The organism is Proteus sp. ZN5 (genome assembly GCF_011046025.1).
Classification (GTDB): Bacteria; Pseudomonadota; Gammaproteobacteria; order Enterobacterales; family Enterobacteriaceae; genus Proteus.
The window spans coordinates 2,848,146-2,871,791 of the sequence record NZ_CP047639.1; the positions used below are offsets into that span (position 1 = coordinate 2,848,146).

Genomic DNA, 23,646 nt, shown 5'->3' on the forward strand with positions numbered 1-23,646 from the left:
ATCGATTTTTCATACAAAATAGTGATTTATACGTAATAAATAAATTTAATCCTATCCGTGATCAAACATTTATATTATTTATATAAAATAGAGATAATTCCTAAGAAAGCATTAATTTCTATGTCTTCTGAAATTCCTCGTTACAATTTCGAATATTATACCAATCACTTTCAAATACTCGCTTCTTGGTTTTTTATTTTCAATTTCCGCAATTATTTAGACAATAAAACCAAAAAACACATACAAAAAGGACTTGTTTAGATTTAATAATCCGTATTAAAAGAAATTTTCTAGAAGGTATTGCAATGTAGATCCCATAAGTAAAAGTAAATATAATTTTTCCAAGTTAAACAAATCGGCAAATATTTAATATCTAATTCTTAAAAATATTGCTGACCAAATAAATAAGTATTATTTAATTTAATGAGGAATATTATGAAATTTTCTAAAACACTTTTAATCACATCTATTATTGCAGCTTCATTCTCTGGTATTGCAAGTGCAGCATCTGTTAATGGCAATACAACAGGTATTATCCATTTTAAAGGTCAATTTATTGATTCAACTTGTACAGTTGAAACTAATCACGAAAATAAAAATGAAGGTACTGTTCAATTAGGAACTTGGTTAACAAATACCTTTGATGCAGTAGGTGAAAAAACAACTGCAATACCTTTCACTATTGGTTTAAGTGGTTGCCCTGCAACATTAGGTACTGCACGAGTTACATTTGAGGGTACTGAAAATGATGAAAATCCAAATTTATATAAAGTCAGCAATGCCGAAGGTGTAGGTATTGCACTATCAACAGATGCTACCAGTGAAAATTATTTACAACCTAATTTAGGCGCTGGCGGTATTGAATTAACCGGTAATAAAGGTGAAAAAACATATTATGCTCGTTATGTAACAACAGCAGAAGAAGTTTCACCGGGAACAGCGAATGCTGATATTACTGTAACGATTAAATATACCCAGTAATTTATTACTCTGTATTTAATTGCCCCATATTTACGTCAAAGGGGAACGTAGGTTCCCTCTTTTTTTCCAAAGGAAATATTATGAAAAAAACAATTATTGCCTTATCACTTTTAAGTGTGGTTGCTATTAACGCAAATGCGAGTGTTGTATTAGGTGGAACTCGTGTGATTTATGAGGGTGACAAAAAAGAGGCTACAATTTCTGTAAGAAATAATGAAAAAACACCTTATTTAGTTCAATCATGGGTTGAAAGTTTTGATAATAATGATTTAACTAAACCGCCATTTTCAGTTACACCGCCATTATTTAGAATTGAAGCAGAGTCAGCAAATGCTGTACGTATTGTATTAACCGATCCAAGACTACCAACAAATAAAGAATCTGTTTATTGGTTAAATGTAAAATCTATTCCACCAACAGATCCTAATGCCGTAAATAACCTTACGATTTCTATTAATAATAAAATAAAACTTATTTACAGACCTGAAAATTTATCAAAGTCAGATGCAGCATCTGCTTATGAAAAACTAACTTTTGAAAAACAAGGTAATCACTTAAAAGCAAAAAACTCAACACCTTACTATGTTTCATTCGGTCAATTAATTGTAGGTAATAAAGAGTTAGATAATCCAGGAATGGTACCACCGATGGGTGAGGCTTCTTGGAATATCTCAGGTATTCAAGCTAATCAAGTGACTTGGAGTGCGGTTAACGATCACGGTTCAATCACTGATAAGAAAACACAACCATTGAAATAATAATTGGAAGATTATTTATTATGCGCCTTATTACAAATCATAAAAAATCACAAAACAGTTGTAATAAATACATTGTATCATCGCATAATGGATTATTTACATTTCAATTAAAAAAAATTTCACAAGCTATTGCGACTATCATTATTATTGGAACAACCGCAAATTATTCAATTGCAAATGATTATTTTAGCCCAAACTCATTAAGTGTTATTGATGGTCAAAATATTGCAGATATAGAAAGTCTTCAACAATTTTCCAAACCCGGTGGGCAATTAGCGGGAAAGTATCATGTTGATGTTGTGATTAATAATACTATTGTTGATTCACAAAACATTTCATTTATTAATGATGAAACAACAGGGCTATTAATGCCTATATTAACAAAAAAAGATTTAGGAGATTGGGGTGTAAAAGTAGATTCCATTTCTACATTAGAAACATTGCCACCAACCCAAGAAATAACTGATATTAGTCATTATATTAATGATGCGAAAGTTGTATTAGAACTTAATCAACAAAAATTAAATATTTCTATTCCACAGATTGCAATGGAAAAAATAGCACCTGGGACTATTCCAAGTAGCAAATGGGAAAATGGATTACCAGCATTAGTTTTAAATTACTACTATAGCGGTTCAAATAACTGGAGTCGTACTGGAGAACAAGATACCAATAATCATTATGTTAACTTTCGTAGCAGTGCAAATGTAGGGCCTTGGCGTTTAAAGAATTATTCAACTTTCAGCGACAGTTCCGCAGGTAGAGAATGGAAAAGCATTGAAACCAGCTTAGAGCGAGGAATTAATAGCTTAAAATCACAGTTAATTATTGGTGATACCTCTACACCAAGTGATGTATTTGATAGCTTCCAGTTTCGTGGTGTTCAATTACAAAGTGATGAAGCAATGTTACCAAGCTCAATGCGAGGTTTTGCCCCTGTGATCCGTGGTATTGCACAAAGCAATGCTGAAGTCACCATTAAGCAAAATAACTATGTGATTTATCAAGCGTATGTCGCACCGGGTGCTTTTGAAATTGATGATATCTATTCAACAGGCACTAGCGGTGATTTAACAGTATTAATTAAAGAAGCCGATGGTACTGAACGCTCTTTTATCGTGCCTTTTTCATCTATTGCCATTATGCAACGTGAAGGGCAGTTAAAATACTCACTAACAGGGGGACAATTTAAGTCTAACTCTGATGCGAATGAGCCAGAATTTGTGCAAGGTACTGCTATTTATGGCTTACCTAAAGGCATGACAGGTTATACCGGTGTATTACTTTCAAAAGATTATCAATCTTATGTTGCGGGTGTTGGTGTTAATTTAGGTTATTTAGGGGCGTTTTCGACAGATATTACACATGCGAATACTCAAAATTTAGTCGGTAAAGAAAACAGTAATAGTGGGCAGTCTTACCGTTTCCAATATTCTAAAAATATGATGACAACAGGAACGTCTGTCACATTAGCTAATTACCGTTATTCCACCGAAGATTATTACAGCTTTACTGAAGCAAATAATCGTTCTGGTGATGAAATGTATCACGATAAGAAAAAGAATCGCTTTCAGATAACACTGAGCCAATCTTTAAATGATTATGGCAGCCTTTATCTTTCTACTTATCAACAAGATTACTGGGATCGTTCAGGAAAGGAGCGCTCAATAAGCTCTGGTTATAGCAATAATATGGGTGGCGTTTCTTATAATTTAAATTATAGCTATTCAAGTACACCTAATCAGCGTAAGTCAGATAATCGCTTTGCGTTCTCTGTTTCTATACCTCTGGATAATATGACTGGAAATTACACGTCATTAAATAGCAGCATGACAACAGATAATAGCGGTAACACCGATATGATGGCAGGGATTAGCGGCAGCTTACTTGAGAACAATAATTTAAATTATTCTGTTCAGCAGTCTTATGGCAATAAAGAAAACAATGCCAGCGGTAATGCTTCAGGTTCTTATCGTGGTAGCTATGGCGTGGCTAATGTGGGATATGGTTATGACAAACATTCACAACGCGCCAATTATGGCTTAACTGGTGCAGTGGTTGCACATCCTTATGGCGTGACATTGTCACAACCTATTTATGATTCATTCGCAATTGTAAGAGCGCCTGATGCTAAAAATGTCAATGTTCAAAACCGTACAGGTGTTTCAACGGATTGGCGAGGCTATGCGATTGTGCCTTATCTAAATGCCTATGATAAAAATGAAATTACGCTAGATATCAGCACATTACCTGATAACGTAGAGCTAAAAAACAATACTGTGACACTTATTCCAACAAAGGGTGCAGCAATGCTTGCTGATTACCAAACACATGTAGGTTATCGCATTTTATTTACTGTGATTAATCAAGGTAAGCCAGTTCCATTTGGTGCATTTGCACAACAATCGCAAGTAAATGAAATTGAAGTAAGTTCTGGGATTGCAGATGAAAATGGCGATATTTATCTCAGCGGAATGCCTGAAAAAGGAAGTATATCCGTATCATGGGGTAAAAACGCTCAAGATCAATGTATTGCAGATTATCATTTAACGGCAGAGCACTTAAAACAGCATTTGCCAACCTTAACTGTTGATTGTCGTTAATTAAAAGGATCTTCGTCATGAATATCAAACAATTTATTTTAGCCACAAGTTTAACGCTGTTTTCATCCCAAGCATTAAGTTCTGGTAGTTTTTTCCTTTTACTTGATGATTTTATTATTGATGAAGCCACACAAAAGTTATCTTCTGGATCATTGTTAGGTAAGGGATGGAAAATATTTAACGCAGAATCTGATGAAGATTTATGTGAAGCCTATACACCAGGAAAATTTAATTACACAACGAGTATCAAAGATAGCTCCACGGGTATTTCACCTATACGTGCAGATTCACAATCCTATCCCGTTTTTAAAACAAGTATTGAGGGTATTGGATATGTCATGGGATATCGTCAAAAAGGCACATCACAATGGTATCCCATTACTTCCACCGAAGAATTACATGAAACACAGGATAATACTAATAAACTCTTTCTTGATGTAAAAATGGCTTTTGTGAAAACGGTTTCAGGTGAAATAAAGAAAACTAATTCAAATAGAATGAATTTTGATTCGCTTTTACTACAATGTAAACGAGTTAATACTTCTTTAACTTCAGGTATTGGTCTTATTTTAAGAAGTTCCGCAGTCGTTACTTGGAAATCAACCAGTTGTGAAGTAAAAACCAAGCGTGAAACTGTTGATTTAGGCACCCATGAGCTTGTTGCGGTTCGTAAGTTAGGCATTGGCGATAACTTTGGTTATGCGCAACAATCTATGACTGTCGAATGCCCTGAAAACATGATTGTTGATTACACTATTGCTGATAATAACAACCCGAATAATATTGGCTCAGATATTATCTATTTAGAAAATCAAAGCGACAATCCCGGTTTTGGTGTGCAAATGTTTGAATCAGGAAGTTCTGAAGCATTAAAGTTAGGTGGCGATAGAAAAACACCGGGTAATTATCAATATTCTTTTGCTAAAACAACTAATAAGAAAGAAGTGATAAATAAAAATTTTGATTTTAAGTACGTAAAATTATCTGACAATGTAAAAGCCTCAGATGGCAATGCCAAGGTCACTGTCACATTGGTTTACCGTTAATCTAGAGGAAACTATTATGAAATATACGTTCGCAAAGAAGTTTATTGCTCGCTCTATTTTATGCGTACTACCATTTTTATCTTATTCTGTTTTTGCTAATGATAACGTCAGAGTTAATTATACAGGCTCAATTAAAGCTGCAGCCTGTAGTATTCAAACCAGTGACTTAAATATTGAATTAGGAACTTGGTTATTAAGTGGCAACGGCAGTAATTTTCCTGCTGGCAGCACAACTGATTGGGTTGAATTTGAATTAACCTTTAATTGTAAAATGCAAAGTAGTCAAGTTGTCGGTTCATTACAGGGTATACCCGCATCTGATAAGAATTTATTTAAGCTTGATGAGATTGCCAATCAAGCATCGGGTATGGCAATCCAAATTGAATCTTATTCACCAGAGCGTAATCGTTGGGAAGCAAAAAATGCCAATGAAATAAGTGTGTTATTAAGTTCAAAAGAAGTTGCCAATGGCATTAACAAATTGAAATTAAGAGCTCGCTATAAACAACTAGAAAATAGAGCGACACCCGGTAAAGCCAATGCTTCCATTACCTTTGTTGTACAAAATAATTAAGGGATGACAATGAAATTAGCGCAATTAACAACCGTTTCTTTCTTTTTATTATTTTCGTCACAAGCCATAAGCTATGACACTTTATTTGATATTAAAGGGAAAATACAAGCAAGTACCTGCATATTAGAGTCATCTAAAATTAAAGACGTTAACCTTGGGCATATATCTCTTAGTGAAAATGGCTTTGGTGGACAAATTCATTCAACGAGCGAAAAAATAGATTGGAATATAACCTTAGATTGTCCTGAAGGTTTGCCCGTTATTTTAATGCCCAAAGGCACTGCATTTTCAGAAAATAGCACCGTACTTGCATTGAATACCTCATCTGATACTGCCAAAGGTGTCGGAGTTGAAACACAGTACAGCGTTAATGGCAGTAATTGGACGACATTAGAATTAAATAAACGTAATACTGTGGTTAGTGCGTCAAAAAATGAGGGTGAAGTCACTTTGAATTTTAGAGGTTATTACAAGCAAATGGAGAAGGACGTTTTCCCGGGAACAGCAAATGCCACGTTAGATCTTGAAATTGTTTATCAATAAAGCGTTTATTGAGCTAAGCCATTAAGTTGAGACAGCCATTCACAGTCCAACACCGTTATCGATTTATTCTTTAATTTAATCGCCTTAACACTGACTAAATGTGCTAAAGCGCGGTTTAATTGTCTGGTTGAGATCCCAAGCATTGCCGCTAACGGATCTCTTTTTTCTAATTGAAAAGAGAGTCCTTCTTGTTGTGCTTTAAAAAATAAATATCGACGTAATTTAAATTCCGAAGAATAGGGTGATTGAGCGTGTTTTAATGACGTTTGATAAAGTTTTTGGCTTAATTGCTGGCAAATAAAGGTGAGAAAATTAGCATCTTGTAATGCTTTTTGTCTGACAATAGAAAGAGGTAACGCTAACAAATAGGAAGGAACTAAGGCTTGTACGGTGCTAAACACCATTTCATTTTTAGCTGAAATCAGTTCTAAATCACCAATAACACAGAAAGCTTGTTCAAAAGAAAAAACTACATGCTCACCGTTTATTTCATAGCGTTCAATCTGTAATTTTCCTTCCACTAGACAGTATAAATGTGTTGCTTGGCTATTTTGCGTTATTAAATATTCTCCCGTTTTCACTTCCATTAATCGCATAGAAGACAACAATACATCAGATAAATAAGTATCAAGTTGATGCATTAAAATAAAAGCGTTACGTTTTTTTTCATCATTAATTATTTTCACTTTTATTTTCCTTTCGCAATTAAGCTTCAATTTATTATCGAAAATAGCATACTTTTCAAAAAAGGACATATGTCCTTTTTTAGGCTGGTGGAGGTTATTACTATCATGATATTCCTAATATTTAGAGACTATATTAATGACATTCAATCCCAGCTTATTACCTAAAGTCGAGCTTCATGTGCATTTAGATACCTGTTTAAGCTATTTTTATATTAAACAGCTAGATCCAACAATAAGCTTTGATAAGTTTAATCAGCAATTTGTTGCTCATAAACCCTGTTTTAATTTGGGCGATTTTTTAAGTAAAGTCACGCCACAAATTGATATTTTGCAGACTAAATCAGCAATTACATTAGCCGTTGACGATCTATTTTATCAGTTGAAAGCAGACAATGTTATTTATGCTGAAATCCGATTTGCCCCGTTATTACACACAAAACAGGGTTTAACAGATAAAGACGTTGTTGAGGTTGTTACTTCAGCAATGAATGAAGCATCTCAAAAATATGATATTAAAGCAGGATTGATCTTATGCACATTGCGTCATTTTAGTGCGTTAGAGAGTCTACAAACCGCCAAATTAGTTGTCGAATATCTGAATAAAGGTGTTGTCGCACTTGATTTAGCGGCTGATGAAGCGCGTTTTTCTTTAGATAATCATATTGCTGCTTTTGATTATGTTAAAAAATCAGGAGGGAATTTAATTGCTCATGCAGGGGAAGCAAAAGGCGCTGAAAGCGTTACTGAAACATTGGATAAACTGCATGTTACTCGAATTGGTCATGGTGTTAGAAGTATTGAAGATAATGAGGTCATTAACAGGCTTAAATCTCAAAATATATTATTAGAGGTTTGCCCAAGTTGTAATATTATCTGCAATATCTATGAGCAAATAGACCAACACCCCGTTAATCAGCTAAAAAAGCAGGGCATTAAATTAAATATTAATACTGATGCACGAACAGTTGCCAATACTTCGTTAAATAAAGAGTATCAGTTATTACATGATATTTTTGGTTGGAGCGAAAAAGATTTTCAGCAATGCAATATCGATGCTCTTAATGCCAGTTTTATTGCAAATGACATTCGTAAAAAACTAATGGATAAGCTCTGCTACGTTCACGCAAAATAGTGAATTACACATAATAATCATCAAAGAGGACATCTTTATTTTTAAGGTGTTTTCTTTACTTTTAAGCAGAAACACCCATTTGTCAGATTGCGATTATTCAATCTAGATAAAACAATGTGATATAAGACATAAGAATGGTGAAATCTAATCACATCCTTCCTGTTTTAAGAATAATTACATTCAATAAGTAAGAGTAATTGATGACTATGTTGATATGACCCTTATCAATGTAAGGATACAACATGTCAGAAGAACAGCATCATCCGATGGATAATTTAGTTAATCTCGCTCAACCTTATGCTGTTGATAGTTTTGATGATGCACTTTTTACCGCATCTATGAATGAAGCTGATAACTGGCATTGCCAAAATAATGCTACCTATCAATCATTATGGCAAAAAATGCCTCAACCGATTATTCCAGTTAATTTATTTAAAACTATGGATTTAGCCACTCCCACACATCGTAATGGTATTTGGCTAAACAGTTCGGGAACGGGGCAACAAGGAAAGACACAAGTTTTCTTTGATGATGTCAGCCTAAAGCGCATTGAAACTGCAATGACGCAAATTTTCTATCACAACGGTTTAATATCAACCACTCCCGCTCATTTTCTAATGTTGTCTCCCGATCCTCAATCTGGCGATCATGCTGGTTTTGCGACTGCTTTTTTAAAATTTACCCAATGTGCTCCCATTAAAGAGTTGGTTTTTACTGTATCAGAACACGGTCAGTTTGATACAAAACTAGCATGGTCAACATTGCAACGTTGGGCGAATGATCCTGCACCTATCTATATTCTTGGGCTAACTCTTTTCTTTGAACATTTATGCTTAAGTCGCCCTGATGCATTTACTCTATTATCGCCAATTAAAGGGCTAACAGGCGGTGGATGGAAAGGAATGACAAAACAGCTTGAACGCCCAGATATTATTCAAGGATTGAAAGAAACCTTACATGCTCCCAATGTTGATATTCGTGATATTTATGGCATGACAGAACATCCTTTACACTACATTAGTTGCAATGAAGGGCATTTTCACATTCCTGCTTACTCTCGTTTTGCCATTATTGATGAAACAGGTGATCGAGCACCAGAAGGAAAGACCGGCTTTATCCAACTTGAAAACCCTTTTTTTGATTCATTAGCTTCTCAGCGCCTATTAACTCAAGACTTAGGCTTATGGGGAACACAATGTGCTTGTGGCCATCCATTACCCTATATTCACTATATCGGTAGAGCGACTTCACCAGAGGGCACTTGTGCTGCACAAGTAAGATGACAGAAGCGATACACGTTCGTTTAGCAAACATTAAGCAGTGTTTAATACACTGCCTTAATGAGAATTGGCTATTCTCTGATGATCCCTTGACGCAAGCATTCTGCCTTAATCGTTTAACTCAGTGGGCTTATAGCGACATATTAGAGCAAAAAGTAGCTAATGAACTGGGGAATAAATGCTGGCGAGCACCAAATAAACTATTAATCGTGGTCTCAGAAAAAGATCCCCTAGGTACATTAGAAGCACTACTTGCGGGCTATTTAATTGGTAGTCCTATCCGAATAAAAGCGCGATTATCCACGCAATGGCTTTATCTATTACGTGCTTATTTAGGTTTAAATGAAAACGAGTGTGAAATTCTTGATTGGTCGAGTGAAAATCAAAATGATGAGCTTGTTCTTAACGGGATTGAAGCGATTTTATTGGCGGGTGGTGATGCGCTTATTCAGCATTATCGCAACGTAGTACCAGCACCGATTAAATTAATTGAGTTAGGGCCAAAAATAAGTGCAATGGCTATTTTAGGTCATTCATTACCTGATATTTCCCTTATTTTAAAAGACGTCTGTTTGTTTAGACAGCAAGTTTGTAGTTCACCACGTTTTATCTTATTAGAGAATGAAAACTGCGCTCAACAACTTTATCAGCAACTTTCTATTGCATTACCTTCATTATCCCCATTGCCAGAAACAATAAAACTTCAACAAATGGCACAAGTACACGAATATTCATTGTCTCGTGACTTACTCAATAATGAAAAACCCACACTTTATGATGCAAATTCAGGCTGGGGGATCACTTACCACACTCAATTTGCACCTCAATATTGGCTGGATCTTGGTTTTCAATTGATTGTAGGTCCCATAGCGCATCATTTGCAGTTAGCTCAAAAACAGTGGTTTGCACGCTTACAAACATTGGGTTATCACGGTTCATTGTCGTCAATTTCACCACAACAATATAGTTTCACTCGCTATTGTCCAATTGGCTCGATGCATTCTCGCCCGATGACCGCAACACATGATGGCTTTTTTATGTTAGCCACACTGGTGTTTTTTATTAATCAGGAAGGGTAATCACATTGAATAAACGGAAAATATTTATCACTGGTGCAAATGGATTTATAGGCTCTTATTTATTACCTAAGCTTGCAGAGCTTGGGGATGAATTAACGATATTGTGTCGTGACACTAATAAAACTCATCCTAATCGCCCTGTGTTACCAGCAGATATAAACGTGATAAAAGGGGATTTGCTTCAACCTGATACATATCGCGAAGCACTTATTGGGCAAGATATTATTATTCATTTAGCTGCTGATTATCGAGTAGGCATTGCACCTAGTCGTTCTGAACACCAAAAGATGTATCAAACCAATGTCACTGGCACATTGAATTTGCTTAATGAAGCCAAAAGAGCGCAAATTTCTCAGATTTTATATACCAGTACTACAGCGGCATTAGGCGAAACGCAAGGCGTATTGCTTGATGAAACTCATCGCCATAATGGCTATTTTCGTAGTTATTATGAAGAAACAAAGCAAATTGCCCATGTATTAGTTGAACGCCACCAGCAACAAGGAATGCCGATTAAAATCGCAATTTGTGGTGGTGTATTTGGTCAAGGTGACAATAGTGTTTTAGCACAGACGTTATCTGCTTTTTTCAATAAAAAAATTCCGTTTCAAGTCAGTACAAACAGTACTTTTCAACTCTGCCATGTCGAAAAATTATGTGATGGATTATTGCGCTTACTTGCCTTAGATAAATCCCAAGAAACGGTTCTGTTTACTGGTGATGTTTTCTCTATGCCTGAAATTTTCACACTACTTAGCGAAATACAAGAAACCGCGCCATTGCCTATAAAAAATCGCAGTAGTTTACGACCTTTAGCATGGTTGATGGATAAGTTCGCCTTGCTTGGTTTCTCCATGCCACTTTCCTGTGAAGCATTACGTATTATGGATGGAAGCACTTATACCTATTCATCTTCTAAAGCAGAACAACTATTAGGGTGGAGAGCAGGTGAGCCATTAAATGACTTTAAGGATTATGCTCAACGCATTGCTAATCAATACACATTGATGAATAAGGAGTCCAAATGAAGCCAAGGACACTCACTTCACAATGGGGTAACGTGACGTTGTCACTAGAAACAGAGCAATTGCTAAGCATCAAAGGTGATACGGATAATGCAGTTTTTTATGGACAAGGTTATGGCGCAGCCTATTTACGGTTATGGCAACTTGATTTATCACGTCGAGTCGCCAGCGGTCGCTTAAGTGAAGTGATGGGAAACGGTGCACTTAGAACAGATATTTTCCAACGCCGATTAGGATTGGTTGAACTCGCCAAAAAGGCTGAGCTTGACGATAAAAATGCTCCCTCTGATAGTTGGCAGGCAACTCAATTTCAACATATTACCGCGTATATCGCAGGCATTAACCAAGCCATAAAAGATCTAAAAATTCGACCAATAGAGTGTTTATTACTGCGTTACAAGCCTGAATTATTTACCACAACTGACAGTTATCTGTTAGGGCAACTGAAATATTTTATTAACTCAGCTTGGCAATATGAGTTATTTAATACTCGCTTAGCCAATAGGTTAACGCCATCTCAACATCAGCAACTTTTATCTACCTTTAGCCTTGAAGGCGATCAAATTCCGCCATTACCTTTAAATGAGAGCGGGGAATATTATCCTGAAGTGATTACCGCGTTTAAAGAAGGATTAAAAGGCTTACAACATTTAGGTTTAGCATCGCCAGATACTGGCTCTAACGTGATTGCTGTCAATGGCTCGCTTACCGCATCTGGCAAACCGATGTTAGCTGCCGATCCTCATATGGGGCATGTTAACCCAAATTTTAATCTGTTATGCCGTTTAGAGAGCGAAGAAGGCTTAAGTGTGATGGGTTCACATTTTCCCGGCTCGCCGGGCATTATTGTGGGACGCAATACCCATGCGGCTTGGGGAATGGTCGGCATTATGGCGGATAACCAAGATTTATTTTGGGGACGCATTGATTTAGAAAATGAGAAGGTCGAAACCACGCAAGGATGGGAGCCATTAACAAAAAGAACTCACACCATTGGCTTAACCTCAAAGCGTCAGCATACTTTTGTGACTTATGATTATTCACAAGGTCGATTAATGTCTGAAAAAGCGGGCTATGGTTTATTTTTACGCTGGCCTGCATTAGATAATCCAAGTGGCGATATTACTTTTTATCAGCTTGCAAAATGCCATAACTGGACATCATTTAGAGAAGCTTTAAGACATGTGAAAAGCTCCCCTATGATGGTGGGATACGCGGATATCCACGGTGATATTGGCTTACAAAGTATGGGATATATTCCTAAGCGCCATAGCGAATTAGGCAGTTTAGTGCTCAGTTTGACGGAACCATTGCATCAGTGGCAAGGCTATGTTCCTTTCGATGATTTGCCCGCCGAACACAATCCTGAACGCGGGTATGTCCTTTACGCCAATCAATATAGTACGTCTCTCTTTAATGGAAAGCCTGCACTGTCTAATCGTTGGCATCCACCGACACGGGCTTTACGTATTGAGCAGCTTATTCAACAAACTCAAAAACATACATTTGAGTCGTTTCGTCAGATACAAGATGATAAAAAAGATCTATTTGCCCAAAAAGCACTCGCTTTTTTATTGCCTTATATACCTGAAGATAAAATCCTTTCTCAATGGGATTGCGATACTCAGCAACTCAATGCATCACGACTTTTTGATGTATGGATACAACATCTTACAGATAAAGTGTTAGGGAAGGTGCTAAAAAGAGGATCACGCGCACTGTATACGGATTTCTGGCCAAGTTGTCGTTGGAGTATTCTCAATATTCTGCAACACCATCTTCAAGATTGGCAGTTTGAACAAGATGCGCTTTCTACCTTAATTCGTGAAACCTATGCCAGTGCATTAATTGCCAGTCAGAAAATGGAACGTCCTTACGTTGAATTTCAGCATAGTATCAAAAAACCATTGTGGCTTAATCGTCTATTAACTGGTCGTTACCTTTATCAAGGCGGTAATCGCGAAACCATTCACGCCACAAGGCAGAATGCTGATTTCTTAACGCAATCCCAGATAGGGAATAACGACACCATTAAAACCAAGCCTTACACCTTTGGCCCCGGTTTTAAATTGATCGCCCATTTAACCCCACAAGGCGAATTCCACTATTTAATCAACACTCCAGCAAAAGGAAATCCTTTTTACTGGAAATTGCGTCATGTATTGGAATGTTGGCAAACAGGAGCCAGACAAAAAACCGTTTTGCCTCTTTGTGAAAATAACCATCATTGTAATGATAAAAAGGAATAACTCATGGCAAGAATGAAGCAATGGCAACAAACAGGGCATCCTGCACGCTTATGGCATCCTATTTCAAATGATCGTATTCAATGTGAGCTTTGCCCGCGAGCATGTAAAATAAACTTAGGTCGTACAGGCACTTGCAAGTTAAGACGCAATGAAAATGGCAGTTTAGTGACGCTAAACTACGGTAAATCTGTACCCATGACACAAGAGTCGATAGAAACCGAAGCTGTTTATCATTATGCACCCGGTGAACGTATTTTATCGTTAGGTAATATTGGCTGTATGTTACGTTGTGATTTTTGCCAAAACTGGAGTACCAGCCAAGCGCGTTATGTGCAAGATAGTAATGTGGCGTATTACAGTCCTGAGGATGTGGTCAATTATGCGTTAAAACATAATATTCGTGTTTTGTCGTGGACTTATAACGATCCGATTGTTTGGCATGAGTTTGTTATGGATACGGCGAAACTCGCCCGTGAACATGGCTTAAAAAATCTCTATAAAAGTGCTTTTTATATCAGCGAAAAAGCCATTGATGAATTACTAGGTGTAATGGATATCTTTAGTATTTCATTAAAATCAATGCAAGATAGCTTTTATCGTAAACATACAGGAGGGCGATTACAGCCTGTTCTTGACGGTATTAAACAAGTTTATGATGCGCGTAAATCCACAAATAGTCCGCACCTTGAAGTCTCTAACTTATGTGTGACAGGGCGTAATGACTCTCTGGAAGAAGCGAAGAAAGTCACAGATTGGATGCTTAAGTATCTTGATGCAGATATTCCATTGCACTATGTTCGTTTCCATCCTGATTACCAATATCGCCACGTTGAACGTACCTCGATTCCTTTTCTTGAACAAGCTCGACAACAAGCCTTAAATGAAGGTATGCGCTATGTTTATGTGGGGAATGTGTTTGATACAGATAGCGCAAACTCTTATTGCCCAGAGTGTCACACCTTATTAGTGAAACGCAGTGGATTAATTGCACAATCTCACTTAGAGAATGGGCAATGTCCTCATTGTCATTTCCAGCCTTCTATTATTTTACCTTGGGCTGAATCTAACACCGACAAATTATCAGAGCGTATTCCTGATAATTTTATTTGTATTACACATCCTTTCCGTGGTCCTGTTCAGGCATGTCATATTGAACAAAAAAATGACTCGCCAATCTATTATCAATTTATCACTCGACAAGGAGAGCCGGTTGGTCCAATTAGCACCAACAGTTGTCATCGCTTTATGTTGTCGAAAAGTAGTCCTAAAGCAGAGGGGATACGCCTTTATCATCACCAAAATGAACCTTGCCAACTGTTTGAGGTTTACGATCGTGCTCATTTCCCTGTTACTGAAGCCGAAAAAACACATCTTGGCAGCGAAAATGTGCCGATCACTCTTATTCCACTAAAAGGACGCTAAAAATATGCCACTCAATAGAGGATGGTCATTAATACATGCTCAGCTTATTGCGGCTCAAATTCGTAAAGCGAAACTTGATGATAAAATACCGAATCTTCCTATTATTTATTTACCGGGAATTTTAGGGACTAAGCTTTTTGATAGACAAAAGCAGGCTTTTATTTGGGGTGATCATCGTAGTGTCTTTACAAAAAGTGATTATGAATATGAACATCCCAACGCTCAGCATTCACCTCGCGTATTAGCCACTGAGCAATTACACGCATTTTCGATTGTCCCTTATTTAGTCAGCACACTGGTCACTCAAGAGCTTAAAGATGTGCTTGAAACAGCATTAGGCTATCGCGAAGGGCAAGATCTGTTTTTTCTTGCCCATGATTGGCGAGCGGATCATCGATTGCTGGTGGATGCTATTGATAGAGAAGTTAATCGGCTGAAAACTATTTTTGGCGAAAGCCAACCTTTTATTTTTATTGCACAATCTGCATCTAATCTTGCAATACGCTATTGGTTACGCCATACCACACCAGAAAACAGAGCATTAGTGGCTAAATGGTACGCTTTTGGCCCACCTTGGCACGGTACATTTCAAGCATTATCCATGATGGAGACGGGTTATTACGCAGGAAGTCGCTATCTTTATGGATTCTCTCCTGATGATGTTTGCGGTTGTCCTTTTGTATACCAATTATTGCCACCTGATCCTGTGGTAATAGATAGCTACGGCAGAGCGTTAAATGATTTTGATATCTATGATGAGGCATGTTGGGAGCGCTATCGCTTAGGCCCTTATAAAACATCAATCAGTTCAGCACAGAATCAGCGAGTAAGAGAGGCGCTGGCACAGAATCTACAATGTGCTAAACGCTTTACTGATGCGGTTTCAGGAATTAACACAGATGAACAAGCTGTGCCACAAGTATGGTATTTGAGCGATAACAATATCACGTTAAAAGCTGCCATTTATGGTAGAGATCGCTGGTATTTACAAGCCAAAGATATTAAACGTGAATTTCCGCAATTAGTAGCTCAAACATTAACAGTCGGTGACGACCACCTTCCTTTAGAAGGGTTATTGCAATATTGGCGTGCGCCTATTGTACGTGATCGCTATCAACATCCTTGGGGCGAAAGCTTTGCCTTTATTAGCCAAGCATCAACGCATCGCGCATTAATCAATCATTCACCTAATTTGAGAAGCTTGGCATTTGATATTGCAACCGAAAGAAGAAAAGCGCGTTAATCCGCTTGTTTCTCTCAATCTAGCTTCTCTCACTATAACAAGGATTGCTTTCATCGTTTTGTGAATGTTTTGTAAAGAAATTAAGCATATTCCTAGGAAGTTGAGCATACAATTTAACCTAGAAGATGATAACCTCAAATAGGTTAACAATTTGATATATCATTAAATTTATCTTTTAATTTATGGAGTAAAAATGCAAAGAAAGATGCTGGCGTTACTACTGTTGAGCAGTTCTACACTGTTACTTTCAGGTTGTAACTCAACGTTTGAAGCATGGGATAAATTCACTACTATTTTAGAGAATACTGCGCCTTACATTAAAGAATCCCAAGAATGGGAAGCGTATAGTATAAAAACGACTCAACAAGGTGTTATTTATAGCGTAGCAAATGCCTCAGATAGGCAATTTGTAAGTAAAAAAATGGACGCGGAATATGTAGATGCGATCGCACGTCTTTCAAGCCCTTTTGCTATAGGGGAAGATGCTAAGGAAGACCTTGCTAGAGAAAATCAAGGTTACCGTTTCAAATATCATGACATCATGACGGTAAAGGATAAAAAGACCTCAACAACTCTCGGTTATTGCGTAAATTATGACTCTGATAGAGTGATTGACGGCAAATTAAGAGAAGTCAGCGAAGAAGATAAAATTCGAAAGTCTTTTATTTATATTGCTAAAGATCAACCTGTATCAATAGCTACTGTAAGTGCTGATTTTACCAAATTAATGTGTGGCGAAAAATTTTATAACAAAAACAAAATGTAGTTATTATAAATAATCACACTGTGGGTTATATTATACAAACCCTTTTAACTCAGATTGAATTAAAAGGGTTGGCCACATAAAAAATTATCATAAATCTCCCTCCGTCGTCGTTAGACTTTTAATTTATACATAAAAATATGACATCAAATATAAATGGAATTATCGATAATATTCGTAAAGCTATACAATGCTCAACACGAGGTATGATTGGACGCGAGCAACTTGCTGAACTAGTTATTTTAGCCGCAGTCGCTCATGAACATTTACTGGTTATTGGTCCTCCTGGTACAGCGAAAAGTGCGGTTGTACGCAGAGTTTCTCAAACATTGGGTGGACGTTATTTTGAATACCTTTTAGGGCGATTTACTGAACCTTCAGAGTTATTTGGTGCCGTAGATCTCAAAAAACTAAAAGAAGGTAAAGTTGAAACCGATATCACAGGGATGTTACCTGAAGCAGATATTGTTTTTCTTGATGAGGTTTTTCTAGGTTCGACAGCCATTCTAAATACTTTATTAGGTATTTTAAATGAGCGTCGATTTAAACGTGGTCATACCGATATTATTAGCCCATTAAAAGTATGTATTGGAGCAGCGAATAGTTTACCTGATGATCCGAACCTTGCTGCATTCTCAGATCGCTTTCTTATTCATCTTTTTATTGATTCTGTACCCGATCACCAACTAGAAGCCATGCTTGAAGGCGGATGGGCTTCAAGCCTGACTCAACTTTCAGCTCAACTCGATATTGCTCAATTAGATGAATTGCACCTTGCCGTTAAAAACGTCGATTTAACACAAGTTAGACCGTTGATTGCTAATGCCGTGCGTTCATTAAGAAATGCAGGGATCACGCTTTCAGATAGACGTATTGTTCGTGTTCAGCGTCTTATTGCTGCCGCAACCGTACTCAATAATCGAGAGATTGCGACAGAACAAGATCTCTGGCCTTTACTGTATGTACTTCCTACTGAAGATGCGCAGCAACAAGGACGTGAAATCTTACGACAAGAACTCTCACTTTCAATGAACTCTCGATTATTTAGTTCCGTAGAAGAGGCAACATTACAACCTCAATCTCGTATGAACCGTTTAATTGAAAGAGCAACCGATGTTCTCAATGCAGACCCTGTATCTAAAGCGGATATTGAACTAACGTTACGAGAAATAGATGCCAACTTCTCAACAGAGATGTTAAGTGAAGAGCTTGCTATATTACGTACACAATTAGCGATACAGTTTAGTCACTTATTATGAACCCAACATTTCCTCTCACTTGGCAACCTAATGCAACGCCCCCTAAATCACAAGGGGTGTATGCAACAGGTATAACGGCTAAACAGCTTATTGAACGCATTATTCATTTGCCTGATGTTCAGCAACAACGGTTAAAAGTGATCACCAGTCAACATCGGCTTATTGTGTTAGGGAAACAGACTGATTTACCTTGGGCTGAAAATATAACGCTGATTGCACCGTCTACTCAAACAGCAAAATTATGGCTCCCTATACACCAACAGCTTTTATTACCTTATGGGCTGGTGGAACAAGCCTTAGTGCAGCATTTTAAACGCCAACCACTATTACTTTTACCATCACCTCAAACGGTGATCCCTTTAGATAATCAGTGGACGTTAACACCAACGCTACGGGATACACTCACCCAATTGTGTTTTGAGTGAAATATAATGTGATACAAGGATCGGTTTATCATCATGTCATTACCCACAACACAATCCACCTCGTTGCCCGAAGCGCTACAACCTTGGCAAACTTGGCTTAGCGGGTTAGATCCCGAATTAATTCCTGCATTTTCTGACCTATTACAACGTCTAAGTCGTGTATTAGGCCCTGTACAGGGAAAGCAACTCGGTGGCTTACCTGAACCAGATGGGATAGGGCAAATACAGCGTAAAGGAGATTATCAAAACCTGCTACTTAGTGAATGGTTAATATCTGATGAAGTACCTGATGAATTTATGAGACGTGCCATTAATGCAGAACATCTCTTTTTGGCGCCAAACTATAAATCTCAACAATCTTTAAATCAGATCACTGTGCTTTTTGATACTGGTATTTCGCAACTGGGTGAATGCCGCTTAGTGCATATTGCAATGCTTATTATATTGGCACAACGAGCAGAAAAAGCGGGTTGCACATTAATGTGGGGAACGTTGCAATCAATCATTCCATTAATGCCGTTAAACACCATAAATGATCTACGCGAATTATTGACACGCCGGACTTATTCACCTGTTTTAACAGAAAATATCGCGCATTGGCAAAACGTTATTGCCGAAGACACTGATGTAAAAAATGGCGAGATTTGGTTAGTGACAGGCGCTCATCAACAACCTATATTGAAACAAATTACCTCAACACATCATATCGAACTAACAGGAGATGATTGTTTCAATAAAACGATTGATGTCAATATTCGCACACCACATTTTCAACGCCATATTGTATTGCCAACGCCACCTAGAGCATTAAGTTCGCGATTATTAAAAGGACAATTAAGACCGCCTTCAGCGCAAAATACACATCAGCATGAATACAAAATATCACTGATGTTTTCACCTGTTATCTCATTTCATGGTAGCGCAGTGGGTGTCACTTTATTAGGTAAACCAGGGTTAGTGGTTATTAAAATTCCACCACTCAATAGATTAAATCAAAATAGTTCGCTTAAAAAACCGTTTGTATACCAAATGTATCCTGATGATCATGTTATTTTAGCGTTACAGTGTCACGGAAAAAAGATAGGTGCATTGCTTTCAAACAATAATGGCCTCTATTTTTGGCAATTACCCAAACTCTCTTATATACCTCGGCCTTCCGATGAGATGTTTTCAGCAGGTATTGGGCGAGGTAATACGCTTGCCAGTGCTTATTTATCAAATAAGGAATATTCCAGCTTATTTGTTCATGATAGGGCAAGACGGCTAGTCGCTTTCTCATCCAGTATTTATGCTGAAGAAAAAAACGCCTTTAAAATTGTTGAAGAGAAAGTCCTTGGTATAGAGAAAATAGCAGACAACCTACTTGTGTATATTTATCTCAATGACAGTAGTGAATTAGTCCAAATGGTCACGGGTGCAAACTTTTCTCAAAAGAAATACCAACATCGACTCTATTTTACTCAATTTATTTCCTATCAAAGAGCTGTCTTATTTGCCTATCACCATAAATATACCGATGGCTCTAAATCAATCTCTTGTGCCATTTCATTAGACACTAATCGACAAAGTTGGCATGTTTATAATATGGAAATTGATGAGGTTTATGGCTATCAAATAGACTTACCTCAAGGATGGCAAGGAATAGGACTTTTTTATCCAACACTTGAAGACTCTATAGAAAAAGATTTAACCACCTTAAATATTTTGATGATCAGCCCTAACAAACGAAATATTGCCAGTTATTCAAAAGGCGAGATAGCAATCTTATATCGTGCAGATAATCCGTTTACACGTTACTCATTTAGCCCATCTCAAGGCCTATTTGCTGCATTAACAGATCATGCTCAAGTCGTTGTTTATGACGTATACCAAAAACAATTACGCCTAAATCTGTATACCATTGAACAAGAAGGTGACGCTCAAAATGCATAACGATTATATTCGTCATCCAATGTTATTGGGATATCGTCAAATTGAAGGTTTATGGCTACCGAATGACTGGTTTAACGAGACTCAACGGCTGACTTATTTAATAAAACATTGGCAAGCTAATTGTCGTATTTATCGATTCGAACAAGGAGATGTTCTCTGTTTTACTGAAAATAAAACGGTGGATTGCTCATCCATTGAGGGATGGCCTTTAATTCGTTACGGTCGCCTTTATAGCACAGCACCTCTAGATAATGATGAGATAAAAAAACTGCCTTATGCAGATCTTGCTTTAGTTCGTAGTGGTGTTGTAACAACGCTTCTATTTTCGCAAGCTGAACCTCTCTCACTTGCTGATTATCTCGATATTAAAGGGATTCATTTTGAAGAGACTGATAACTACGCCAGTCTGTATGAGATAAAACCTCAAGCATTGTCAGAAGAGAAAAATATTAGAGCGATTATTGGTGACAATATTCCACCGGCAGCAGATCAACAAAAGCAATTTATAAAGACGATATTTGAAAACACTTCAACATCGCCATCTCAAACACCTCAAGCAAAAGCGTCATCCTCACTGACTCAGAAAATTATTAATAAATTTCTTGCGCCTCAAAATCGTGAAGCAATGCATTCTTCATCTAAAACGATATCTCAATTATCACCGTGGCAACGTTGGCTAAATAAGCTTTCAATTAAAAGTGGATTAGCCTCTATGATGAGTAAGCAACAAGCGGATTATATTAATAAAATGATGAAAATGTTTGAAGACGGCGATGTCGATCAAGCATTACGTCATGGTATTCCGCTTAGTCAATATCAAGAAAACCAAGAAACAACACCTTCACCTTATTTGGGGAGATTAAAAGGGCGAAATAAACTGGAGATATCAGCTGATCAACAAGGGCATAAAAGTCTTTATTTTGGAGATGAACTACAAAATTATTTAAAACAACTTTATCGTCAACAGTTTATAAAGCTAGATAAAGCTGGCTGTAATGAAGAAGCTCTGTTTGTTCTCGCTGAATTGTTACAAGAAAAAGAAGAAGCTCTGAGTTATTTGGAAAGCTTTCAACGCTATCAACACGCGGCAGAACTGGCGCGGATGTGGGAAATGCGGCCCGAGCGTATTATTCGTTTATACTGCTTAGCGGGTGATATTGATTCTGCTGTTATTTATGCTCGCCTGCATAATGCTTTTTCCTACGTCATATTACAGTTACAAGAAAAACATCCTGATATTGCAGATAAAATGCGTGAAGAATGGGCTGCATACCTAGTTGACTGTGAAGATTATTTACAAGCTATCGATATTATCTGGCAATTAAACAATGATATAAGCCGTGATAAAGCTAAGCATTGGTTAGAAATAGCCTATCAAGCTGGTGGAGAATTAAGCCTACGCAGTCTTGTGAAATCAATATTTTTATTACCTGACACTGTTCATTTATATCAAAATGAAATTAAAAAGATATGTAACGAGCCACTTGCAACTATTCAACGTGCCATTTTAGTAAGAGAACTATTAGCACTACCTAAGCAGACTAAATTAACAGAACAACTCATTAACCAACTTATTCGACCTATTATTGTTGATCAATATAGCGCGAATTCTGTACTAGAAAGAAAAGAAATTAGCCAACTTATTCATAAAAGTACCAATAAACTATTAAAAACAGATATGCCTCATAGTGATATTCCAGAGGCTAAACGTTATTCCTTAGATGCACAAAACCACTTTATTTCAGCGACTATTCCAGAACAAGGGCTTTACGCTATTTATGATGTGATTGCCTTAAATGATCATCAATATCTTATCGCGTTGGGTGAGTCTGGGGTGTTATTAACCGATAAAACAGGGAAAAAGCTTTGGCATAATTTAACGCCAACTTATCATATTGTTATCGCAGAAAACTACCAAAGCGCTTTATTATTAGCACCAAGAGGTAATTACTTCCAAATTCATTCATTAGCAATCACAACACAGTCGATCAAAGAGCTTGGCACACTGAAATGTACTGTTTTTACTCGTGTTTTTGATGGTATTTTTTGGACTATTGCCAATAACAATACAGTACAAGTTGTTGATACTAAAAATGACTTTAAAATCGTTTGGAATATTGATTCATTGAATGGTGATATTATTGAAATTCTTCGCCACAATGATACTGAATATTGGCTCATTAATAGTGATCCCAAAGAACGCTGGTCATATGATTTACCTGAACGTCGATTAACTCAACGAGAAAGCCTGCCTCATCATTTAAATGAGGGATTAAAATATGATCTCATGTCTAACTCATACTACGGCATAAAACATGATAAATGCGTGCTAACCTCAGCTAACTCACACTATACACAACGATTACAGTTGCCCAATACTCAATCTATTGAAGAACAACGTTCTTTTCATTTAATAAAAAGGACAGCCACGTTAATTTATTGGCAAGAAAATGAGTTAACTATATTTCGTTTATATAACAATCAAAATCACTGTAGCTTTGAGCTTAAATGGCCTACAAACCTAGCGCCACAATATCGAAGTGAATTTCACCAATGGTATTTTTTCGACAAAACAGGGCGTTTAGTGCATTTTAATTGGAACAATGGGCGAATAAATACATTGAGTTTGCTTTTAAAATAAAGATC

The 23,646-nt window shown here is 37.0% G+C and carries 19 protein-coding genes; 18 read left to right on the plus strand and 1 reads right to left on the minus strand.

All coding sequences use genetic code 11. From position 1 onward, the window contains the following. Positions 1 to 435 precede the first annotated feature (435 nt). From GTK47_RS13060 to GTK47_RS13085, 6 genes are all read left to right on the plus strand, one after another. Positions 436 to 981 carry a fimbrial protein gene (locus tag GTK47_RS13060; protein WP_165123801.1) on the plus strand — a complete coding sequence of 182 codons (546 nt, stop codon included), beginning with the start codon at positions 436 to 438 and terminating at the stop codon, positions 979 to 981. A gap of 80 nt (positions 982 to 1,061) precedes the next feature. Continuing rightward, on the plus strand, positions 1,062 to 1,739 hold the full coding sequence (locus tag GTK47_RS13065; RefSeq protein WP_165123804.1) for a molecular chaperone: 678 nt from the start codon (positions 1,062 to 1,064) through the stop codon (positions 1,737 to 1,739). Between the two features lie 20 nt (positions 1,740 to 1,759). After that, positions 1,760 to 4,342 carry a fimbria/pilus outer membrane usher protein gene (locus GTK47_RS13070; protein ID WP_165123807.1) on the plus strand — a complete coding sequence of 861 codons (2,583 nt, stop codon included), beginning with the start codon at positions 1,760 to 1,762 and terminating at the stop codon, positions 4,340 to 4,342. A gap of 17 nt (positions 4,343 to 4,359) precedes the next feature. Continuing rightward, positions 4,360 to 5,388, plus strand: coding sequence for a fimbrial protein (locus tag GTK47_RS13075; RefSeq protein WP_165123810.1), 1,029 nt, complete (start codon positions 4,360 to 4,362; stop codon positions 5,386 to 5,388). Between the two features lie 16 nt (positions 5,389 to 5,404). Then, positions 5,405 to 5,962: a fimbrial protein gene (locus tag GTK47_RS13080; RefSeq protein WP_165123813.1), complete on the plus strand. Its 558-nt coding sequence runs from the start codon at positions 5,405 to 5,407 to the stop codon at positions 5,960 to 5,962. 9 nt (positions 5,963 to 5,971) lie between these two features. Beyond that, positions 5,972 to 6,505 (plus strand): fimbrial protein, encoded by a 534-nt coding sequence (locus tag GTK47_RS13085; protein WP_165123816.1) that lies wholly within the window; start codon positions 5,972 to 5,974, stop codon positions 6,503 to 6,505. A 5-nt stretch (positions 6,506 to 6,510) separates the two neighbouring features. Here GTK47_RS13085 and GTK47_RS13090 read toward each other — a convergent pair whose 3' ends face one another. Further along, positions 6,511 to 7,191 carry a cyclic nucleotide-binding domain-containing protein gene (locus GTK47_RS13090; RefSeq protein ID WP_165123820.1) on the minus strand — a complete coding sequence of 227 codons (681 nt, stop codon included), beginning with the start codon at positions 7,189 to 7,191 and terminating at the stop codon, positions 6,511 to 6,513. 136 nt (positions 7,192 to 7,327) lie between these two features. Between GTK47_RS13090 and add the strand changes: the two genes are divergently transcribed. From add to GTK47_RS13150, 12 genes are all read left to right on the plus strand, one after another. Further along, a complete protein-coding gene (add, locus tag GTK47_RS13095; protein WP_165123823.1) occupies positions 7,328 to 8,323 on the plus strand; it encodes an adenosine deaminase in 996 nt (331 codons plus the stop codon). A gap of 242 nt (positions 8,324 to 8,565) precedes the next feature. Next, complete coding sequence (locus GTK47_RS13100; RefSeq protein WP_165123825.1) at positions 8,566 to 9,606, plus strand: hypothetical protein; 1,041 nt, start codon at positions 8,566 to 8,568, stop codon at positions 9,604 to 9,606. Next, complete coding sequence (locus tag GTK47_RS13105) at positions 9,603 to 10,682, plus strand: acyl-CoA reductase (RefSeq protein ID WP_165123828.1); 1,080 nt, start codon at positions 9,603 to 9,605, stop codon at positions 10,680 to 10,682. Before GTK47_RS13100 ends, GTK47_RS13105 begins: the two co-directional genes overlap by 4 nt. Positions 10,683 to 10,687: 5 nt before the next feature. Then, a complete protein-coding gene (locus tag GTK47_RS13110; RefSeq protein WP_241256026.1) occupies positions 10,688 to 11,710 on the plus strand; it encodes an NAD-dependent epimerase/dehydratase family protein in 1,023 nt (340 codons plus the stop codon). Further along, positions 11,707 to 13,956, plus strand: a complete 2,250-nt coding sequence (locus tag GTK47_RS13115; RefSeq protein WP_165123831.1) for a penicillin acylase family protein — start codon at positions 11,707 to 11,709, stop codon at positions 13,954 to 13,956. Before GTK47_RS13110 ends, GTK47_RS13115 begins: the two co-directional genes overlap by 4 nt. A 3-nt stretch (positions 13,957 to 13,959) precedes the next feature. Further along, positions 13,960 to 15,378 (plus strand): AmmeMemoRadiSam system radical SAM enzyme, encoded by a 1,419-nt coding sequence (gene amrS, locus GTK47_RS13120; RefSeq protein WP_165123834.1) that lies wholly within the window; start codon positions 13,960 to 13,962, stop codon positions 15,376 to 15,378. A 4-nt stretch (positions 15,379 to 15,382) separates the two neighbouring features. Next, positions 15,383 to 16,621, plus strand: a complete 1,239-nt coding sequence (locus tag GTK47_RS13125) for a hypothetical protein (RefSeq protein WP_165123837.1) — start codon at positions 15,383 to 15,385, stop codon at positions 16,619 to 16,621. Between the two features lie 193 nt (positions 16,622 to 16,814). After that, on the plus strand, positions 16,815 to 17,387 hold the full coding sequence (locus tag GTK47_RS13130) for a hypothetical protein (protein WP_165123840.1): 573 nt from the start codon (positions 16,815 to 16,817) through the stop codon (positions 17,385 to 17,387). A gap of 137 nt (positions 17,388 to 17,524) precedes the next feature. Then, on the plus strand, positions 17,525 to 18,643 hold the full coding sequence (locus GTK47_RS13135; protein WP_165123843.1) for an AAA family ATPase: 1,119 nt from the start codon (positions 17,525 to 17,527) through the stop codon (positions 18,641 to 18,643). Beyond that, positions 18,640 to 19,068 (plus strand): hypothetical protein, encoded by a 429-nt coding sequence (locus GTK47_RS13140; RefSeq protein ID WP_165123846.1) that lies wholly within the window; start codon positions 18,640 to 18,642, stop codon positions 19,066 to 19,068. Before GTK47_RS13135 ends, GTK47_RS13140 begins: the two co-directional genes overlap by 4 nt. A gap of 33 nt (positions 19,069 to 19,101) precedes the next feature. Beyond that, positions 19,102 to 21,000 carry a hypothetical protein gene (locus GTK47_RS13145; protein WP_165123849.1) on the plus strand — a complete coding sequence of 633 codons (1,899 nt, stop codon included), beginning with the start codon at positions 19,102 to 19,104 and terminating at the stop codon, positions 20,998 to 21,000. Next, positions 20,993 to 23,641, plus strand: a complete 2,649-nt coding sequence (locus tag GTK47_RS13150; RefSeq protein WP_165123852.1) for a bpX6 domain-containing protein — start codon at positions 20,993 to 20,995, stop codon at positions 23,639 to 23,641. The genes GTK47_RS13145 and GTK47_RS13150 overlap by 8 nt, the downstream gene beginning before the upstream one ends. Positions 23,642 to 23,646 lie beyond the last annotated feature (5 nt).

Coding starts and splice junctions, on each gene's coding strand:
- amrS (WP_165123834.1), top strand. CDS start 13,960: ATGGCAAGAATGAAGCAATGGCAACAAACAGGGCATCCTGCACGCTTA.
- GTK47_RS13075 (WP_165123810.1), top strand. CDS start 4,360: ATGAATATCAAACAATTTATTTTAGCCACAAGTTTAACGCTGTTTTCA.
- GTK47_RS13150 (WP_165123852.1), top strand. CDS start 20,993: ATGCATAACGATTATATTCGTCATCCAATGTTATTGGGATATCGTCAA.
- add (WP_165123823.1), top strand. CDS start 7,328: ATGACATTCAATCCCAGCTTATTACCTAAAGTCGAGCTTCATGTGCAT.
- GTK47_RS13135 (WP_165123843.1), top strand. CDS start 17,525: ATGACATCAAATATAAATGGAATTATCGATAATATTCGTAAAGCTATA.
- GTK47_RS13140 (WP_165123846.1), top strand. CDS start 18,640: ATGAACCCAACATTTCCTCTCACTTGGCAACCTAATGCAACGCCCCCT.
- GTK47_RS13105 (WP_165123828.1), top strand. CDS start 9,603: ATGACAGAAGCGATACACGTTCGTTTAGCAAACATTAAGCAGTGTTTA.
- GTK47_RS13100 (WP_165123825.1), top strand. CDS start 8,566: ATGTCAGAAGAACAGCATCATCCGATGGATAATTTAGTTAATCTCGCT.
- GTK47_RS13115 (WP_165123831.1), top strand. CDS start 11,707: ATGAAGCCAAGGACACTCACTTCACAATGGGGTAACGTGACGTTGTCA.
- GTK47_RS13065 (WP_165123804.1), top strand. CDS start 1,062: ATGAAAAAAACAATTATTGCCTTATCACTTTTAAGTGTGGTTGCTATT.
- GTK47_RS13125 (WP_165123837.1), top strand. CDS start 15,383: ATGCCACTCAATAGAGGATGGTCATTAATACATGCTCAGCTTATTGCG.
- GTK47_RS13070 (WP_165123807.1), top strand. CDS start 1,760: ATGCGCCTTATTACAAATCATAAAAAATCACAAAACAGTTGTAATAAA.
- GTK47_RS13130 (WP_165123840.1), top strand. CDS start 16,815: ATGCAAAGAAAGATGCTGGCGTTACTACTGTTGAGCAGTTCTACACTG.
- GTK47_RS13060 (WP_165123801.1), top strand. CDS start 436: ATGAAATTTTCTAAAACACTTTTAATCACATCTATTATTGCAGCTTCA.
- GTK47_RS13145 (WP_165123849.1), top strand. CDS start 19,102: ATGTCATTACCCACAACACAATCCACCTCGTTGCCCGAAGCGCTACAA.
- GTK47_RS13080 (WP_165123813.1), top strand. CDS start 5,405: ATGAAATATACGTTCGCAAAGAAGTTTATTGCTCGCTCTATTTTATGC.
- GTK47_RS13085 (WP_165123816.1), top strand. CDS start 5,972: ATGAAATTAGCGCAATTAACAACCGTTTCTTTCTTTTTATTATTTTCG.